This window comes from Methylobacterium crusticola (assembly GCF_003574465.1).
In the GTDB taxonomy this organism is placed as follows: Bacteria; Pseudomonadota; Alphaproteobacteria; order Rhizobiales; family Beijerinckiaceae; genus Methylobacterium; species Methylobacterium crusticola.
Genome location: NZ_KZ984663.1, coordinates 1 through 6,150, shown reverse-complemented (window position 1 = coordinate 6,150; position 6,150 = coordinate 1). Strand labels below are relative to the sequence as shown.

Here is a 6,150-nt window from a genome sequence, read left to right as displayed (position 1 = left end):
GGGCGGCGCCGGCCCAGCGCGTCGCCGGCAAGGAGGCCGCCGGCCAGGCGGCGTCCCGGGCCGCCGGCCCCGGCCGCGCCAAGGTCGCGGGGATGTACTAGGCGCGCCGCGTCCCGCGAGGGCGGGTGAGGCGGTCCGGCGCGGTTGCGCCGCCCGGACCGGGACGGCAGAGTGCGGGCGATCTCCCGGGCGGCCGGGACGGTGCGGGCGGGCGGCGGCGGCATGGGTGTGAGAGCGACGACCGGAGCGGGCAGGGCGCTCGTGCGCCTGGCCGCCGGCCTGGCCCTGGCGGTCGCGCTCGGCGCGCCGGGGGCTCTCGCGCAGGGGTTCCAGACCCTGGCGCCGCACGCGATCCTGATCGACGCCGACACCGGCGCGGTGCTGTTCGAGAAGGCCGCCGACGAGCCCTTCTCGCCCGCCAGCATGGCCAAGCTGATGACCGTCGAGGTGCTGTTCGACGAGATGCGCAAGGGGCGCCTCACCCAGGACAGCGAGTTCACGATCAGCGAGAACGCCTGGAAGCGCGGGGGCGCCGGCGGCGGCGGCTCGTCGATGTTCGCCCAGCTCAACAGCCGGGTGAGGCTGCCCGACCTCCTGCGCGGCATCATCGTGCAGTCGGGCAACGACGCCGCCATCGCGGCCGCCGAGGGCGTCGCCGGCACCGAGGACAACTTCGCCCAGATCATGAACCGGCACGCCCGCGAGATCGGGCTGACCAAGTCCCTGTTCCGCAACGCCACCGGCTACTCGGCCCCCGACCAGAAGGTGACGGCCCGCGACCTCGCCCGGCTCGCCATCCACCTGATCGAGACCTATCCGGAGGACTACAAGCTGTTCTCCGAGCGCGAGTTCACCTGGAACAAGATCCGCCAGCAGAACCGCAACCCGCTCCTCACCCTCGACGTCGGCGCCGACGGGCTGAAGACCGGCTACCTCGAGGAATCCGGCTACGGGCTGACCGGCTCGGCGGTGCAGAACGGGCAGCGCCTCGTCGTGGTGCTGAGCGGCCTCAAGACGGCCCGCGACCGCGCCGCGGAATCGCGCAAGCTCCTCGACTGGGGCTTCCGCGCCTTCGAGGCCCGCCAGATCTTCGCCCCCGGCGAGACCGTGGCGGAGGCCGAGACCTTCGGGGGCGAGCGGAGCCGGGTGCCCCTGGTGACGCGGAAGCCCGTGCGGCTGCTCCTGCCCCGCGGCAACGCCGACCGCCTCGTCGCCCGGGCGACCTACCAGGGGCCGCTGGCGGCGCCGGTGGCGAGCGGCCGCGAGGTCGGCCGCCTCAAGGTCACCCGCGGCGAGCAGCAGGTGCTCGACATGCCGCTCTACACCGGCGAGGAGGTGGCGGCCGGCACCATGACCCAGCGCGCCCTCGACGCCGCCCTGGAGGTCGGGACCGGCTGGTTCCGGTCCGCCCTCAACCGGATCACCCACAAGTCGTGACCGTCGCGCAGCGGCCCGGATTGTTCATCACGTTCGAGGGCGGGGAGGGGGCCGGCAAGTCGACCCAGATCGCGCGCCTCGCCGCGCGCCTGCGGGCCGGCCCGCTCGCCCGCCCGGCCTCCCGCGAGGGAGCCCCGGCGGGGGGGCGCGAGGTCGTGACCACCCGGGAGCCGGGCGGCTCGCCCCGGGCGGAGCAGATCCGCACGGCGCTGCTCGCGGGGGCGGCCAAGCCCTACGGCCCCTTCGCGGAGGCGCTCCTGTTCTCGGCCGCCCGCCTCGACCACCTCGAGACCCTGATCCGGCCCGCGCTCGCCCGGGGCGCGGTGGTGCTGTGCGACCGCTTCTCCGACTCGACGCGGGCCTACCAGGGCGCGGCCGGCGGGGTCGACCCGGAGACCCTCGCGGCCCTGGAGCGCGTGGTGGTCGGGGCCACCCGGCCGCACCTGACCCTGGTCCTCGATCTCCCCCCCGAGGTCGGGCTCGCCCGCGCGCGGGCCCGCGACCGGGCCGGGGCGCGGGGGCCCGACCGATTCGAGGCCGAGGCGCTCGGCTTCCACCAGCGCCTCCGGGCCGCCTACCGGGCCATCGCCGAGGCCGAGCCGACGCGCTGCGCCGTGATCGACGCGCACGGCTCCCCCGACGCGGTCGCGCAGGCGATCCGGGCGGCGGTGGCCGGGCGCCTGCCCCACCTCATGCCGGAGGCGAGCGATGCCGCCTGAGCGCGCGGGCGACGAGTGGGAGCCGGGGGAGGTCGCGGGCCTGCGCCGCCCGCGCGAGCAGCAGGACCTCGTCGGCCAGGAGGCGGCGGAGCACGCCTTCCGGACGGCGATCGGGGCCGGGCGGCTGCACCACGCCTGGCTCCTCGGGGGGCCGCGCGGGATCGGCAAGGCGACCCTGGCGTTCCGGGTCGCCCGGCACCTCCTGGCGCACGGCGCCGGCCGGGGCGTGCCCGAGACCCTGGCGCTGGCGCCCTCCCACCCGGTGGCGCGGCAGGTCGCCGGCCTGTCGCACCCGAACCTCGTGCTGCTGCGCCGCCAGCGCGCGCCCGGCGCCAAGACCGTGCCGACCCAGATCACCGTCGACGCGGCGCGCCGCGCCCTGCACCTCTTCGCCGAGACCTCGGCGGATGCGGGCTACCGGATCTGCATCGTCGACTGCGCCGACGAGCTGAACCTCGCCAGCGCCAACGCCCTCCTGAAGCTCATCGAGGAGCCGCCGGCCCGCTCCCTGTTCCTGATCGTCAGCCACGCCCCCGGCCGGCTGCTGCCGACGATCCGCTCGCGCTGCCGGCGCCTCTCCCTGCGCTCCCTCGGCGAGGGCGAGGTGGCCTCGGTGCTGGCCGGGCTTGGGCCGCCCTTCGACGCCCATCCGCCGGCGCTGCTCGCCCGGGCGGCGGCCCTGAGCGAGGGCTCGGTCGCCCGCGCCCTCGGGCTCCTCGACCCCGACACCCTGGCCCTCGTCGACGAGGTCGAGGCCCTGCTGGCGCAGGGGAGCCGGCCGGACTGGCGCCGGGTGCTGCGCCTCGCCGAGCGCCTCGCCGCCCGCGAGGCCGAGGCGCTCTACGGGGTCGCCCTCGACACGGTGCAGCGCCACCTCTCGGCCGAGATCGCGCGCCGCCAGGGCGAGCCGCCGGCCCGCCTCGCGGCCCTGGCGGAGGCCGCCGAGCGCATCGGCCGCGCCGCCCGCGAGGCGCAGGTCTACAACCTCGACCGCAGGCCCGTGGTGCTGTCCCTGTTCGGGGAGTCCGGGGCGGGGCGCTGATGCCGGACGCTTCACCCGGAGCGGGCGCCCCCGCCGTGATCGAGACCGACGTCCCGGCCCGGCTCGACCGGCTGCCCTGGGGCCGGTTCCACAGCCTGGTGGTGCTCGCCCTCGGGATCACCTGGGTGCTGGACGGCCTCGAGGTGACGCTGGCGGGGGCGCTGGCCGGCGCGCTCCGCGCGAGCCCGGTGCTGCGCTTCTCGAACGCCGATATCGGGCTNTCGGGGCGCTGGGGTTCGGCTGGCTCACCGACCGGCTCGGGCGCAAGACGCTGTTCTTCGTCACCCTGGCGGTCTACCTCGCCGCCACGGCCGCCACGGGCCTGTCCTGGAACCTGTGGAGCTTCTGCCTCTTCCGCTTCCTCACCGGGGCCGGGATCGGGGGCGAGTACACGGCGATCAACTCCACCATCCAGGAGCTGATCCCGGCCCGGGCGCGGGGCTGGACCGACCTCGTCATTAACGGCAGCTTCTGGCTCGGCGCGGTCCTGGGCGCCGGGACCTCGCTGGTGGTGCTCGACCCCGCCCTGTTCGGGCCGGACCACGGCTGGCGGGCGGCCTTCGGGCTCGGGGCGGTCCTCGGCCTCGCGATCCTGCTCCTGCGCGCCTGGATCCCGGAGAGCCCGCGCTGGCTCATGACCCACGGCCGCGCCGCCGAGGCCGAGGCGCTGGTGGCCGCCATCGAGGCGCGCCTGCGCCGCGAGGGCCACGCCCTCGCGGAAGGGCCCTTCCCGACGGTGCGCCTGCGCCCGCGCAGCCACACGCCGCTCCCCGAGGTGCTGGCCGCCCTCGGGCGCTACCGGCAGCGGGCGCTCGTCGGGCTCGCCCTGATGTCGGCCCAGGCCTTCTTCTACAACGCGATCTTCTTCACCTACGCGCTGATCCTGATCGACTTCCTCGCGGTGCCGGCGGACGGGGTCGGCTGGTACATCCTGCCCTTCGCGGCCGGCAACTTCCTCGGGCCCGTGCTGCTCGGGCGCTTCTTCGACACGGTCGGGCGCAAGCCGATGATCGCGCTCACCTACGGGGTCTCGGGCGTGCTCCTGGCGCTGAGCGGCGTGCTGTTCTGGCAGGAGCTCGTCACCGCCGCCACCCTGACCCTGTGCTGGATGGCGGTGTTCTTCTTCGCCTCCGCGGCGGCGAGCGCGGCCTACCTGACGGTGAGCGAGGTCTTCCCGCTCGAGATCCGGGCGCTCGCCATCGCGCTGTTCTACGCCGTCGGCACCGCGGTCGGCGCCGTCGGCCCGGCGCTCTTCGGCCTCCTGATCGAGGGCCAGTCCCGCGCGGCGATCCTGGGGGGCTACCTCCTGGCCTCCGGTATGATGGTCGCGGCGGGGGCCGTCGCGGGGATCTGGGGCGTCGCCGCGGAGCGCCGCCCGCTGGAGGACGTGGCGCGGCCGCTCGCCGCCGATTAGGCGCCGGCTGCGACGACGCCACGGGCGCGCCGGCCGCCCCGCGCATTGACTTCGCGCCCGCACACCGCCATATCGCGGGGGCAGCGTCAGCGGCCCAGCGGCCCGCTCGAGGGGGCTGCGTGACGGATTGTCCGCGGCTCGTGCGTGGCAGGCCCGGCCCCTCTCTTAATCGCTCGAACCTCCGGACTGCCCCATCACGCGGGCGGTCTCCCGATGACGGATCGCGACGTCGCGGTGCCCCGCACCCATGCAGGCGATCCCGCTGCTGTACCTGAAGAAGAATCCCTTGACCCAGTTCACCGATTTCGGCCTCGCGGCGCCGCTCCTGAAGGCGCTCGCCCAGGCCGGATACGTCACGCCCACCCCGATCCAGGCGCAGGCTATCATGCCCGCCATGGAGGGCCGCGACCTCTGCGGCATCGCCCAGACCGGCACCGGCAAGACCGCGGCGTTCGCGCTGCCGATCCTGCACCGCCTCGCCGGCGGCAACCCGGCGGGCGCCTCCCGGGCGCCCCGCCGCGGCTGCCGCGTGCTGGTGCTGAGCCCGACCCGCGAGCTCGCCAGCCAGATCGCCGACAGCTTCCGCGACTACGGCAAGTTCCTGCCCTTCACCACCACGGTGGTGTTCGGCGGCGTCACCATCGGCCGCCAGGAGCGGGTGCTCGCGGGCGGCGTCGACGTGCTCGTCGCCACCCCGGGCCGGCTCCTCGACCTGATCGACCGGCGCTCCCTGACCCTGGAAGGCGTCGAGTACCTCGTCCTCGACGAGGCCGACCAGATGCTCGACCTCGGCTTCATCCACGCCCTCAAGCGGATCGTGAAGCTGCTGCCGGCGCAGCGCCAGAGCCTGTTCTTCTCGGCCACCATGCCGAAGAACATCGCGGGCCTCGCCGACCAGTACCTGCGCAACCCCGTCCAGGTCGCGGTGACGCCCGTCGCCACCACGGCCGAGCGGGTCGAGCAGACCGTGATCCACGTCTCCACGGGGGCCAAGCAGGCCCTGCTCGCCACGATCCTGCGCGACGAGTCCATCGACCGCGTCCTCGTCTTCACCCGCACCAAGCACGGTGCCGACCGGGTGGTGCGCGGCCTCGAGCGCGACGGCATCGGCTCGGCGGCGATCCACGGCAACAAGTCCCAGCCCCAGCGCGAGCGGGCGCTCGCGGCCTTCCGGGCCGGCGGCTGCCGGGTGCTGGTGGCGACCGACATCGCGGCCCGCGGCATCGACGTCGAGGGCGTGAGCCACGTCATCAACTTCGACCTGCCGAACGTGCCGGAAGCCTACGTCCACCGCATCGGCCGCACGGCCCGGGCGGGCGCGGACGGCCTCGCGATCTCGTTCTGCAACGACGAGGAGCGCGCCTACCTGCGCGACATTGAGCGCCTGACGCGCCAGAAGGTGTCGGTGGCGCCGATGCCCGAGGGCTTCGTGCCCCCGAGCCGCGAGGACGCGGCCCAGGCCGTCGCCGAGGCCGAGCGCGACCGGCGCCAGCCGGGGCCGCGGGGCCAGCGGCCCGGCGGCGGCCGCTCCGGCGCCG

Annotated in this window: 5 protein-coding genes and 1 pseudogene; all 6 read left to right on the top strand. The window is 75.5% G+C overall.

All coding sequences use genetic code 11. The features are described from left to right. Positions 1 to 222 precede the first annotated feature (222 nt). Positions 223 to 1,437 carry a D-alanyl-D-alanine carboxypeptidase family protein gene (locus tag DT057_RS05455; RefSeq protein WP_128561091.1) on the top strand — a complete coding sequence of 405 codons (1,215 nt, stop codon included), beginning with the start codon at positions 223 to 225 and terminating at the stop codon, positions 1,435 to 1,437. After that, entirely contained in the window at positions 1,434 to 2,156 is a 723-nt protein-coding gene (gene tmk / locus DT057_RS05450; protein WP_128561090.1) for a dTMP kinase, read from the top strand. The genes DT057_RS05455 and tmk overlap by 4 nt, the downstream gene beginning before the upstream one ends. Continuing rightward, positions 2,146 to 3,198, top strand: a complete 1,053-nt coding sequence (locus tag DT057_RS05445; RefSeq protein ID WP_128561089.1) for a DNA polymerase III subunit delta' — start codon at positions 2,146 to 2,148, stop codon at positions 3,196 to 3,198. Before tmk ends, DT057_RS05445 begins: the two co-directional genes overlap by 11 nt. Then, a pseudogene (locus DT057_RS36565) lies at positions 3,198 to 3,418 on the top strand (MFS transporter); the annotation flags it as partial. The gene DT057_RS05445 and the pseudogene DT057_RS36565, both read left to right, overlap by 1 nt. A 1-nt stretch (position 3,419) precedes the next feature. Continuing rightward, positions 3,420 to 4,612, top strand: a 1,193-nt coding sequence (locus DT057_RS05440; RefSeq protein ID WP_244937349.1) for an MFS transporter, incomplete at its 5' end; no start/stop codon positions are given. 286 nt (positions 4,613 to 4,898) lie between these two features. Next, positions 4,899 to 6,150, top strand: a 1,252-nt coding sequence (locus tag DT057_RS05435; protein ID WP_162501329.1) for a DEAD/DEAH box helicase, incomplete at its 3' end; no start/stop codon positions are given.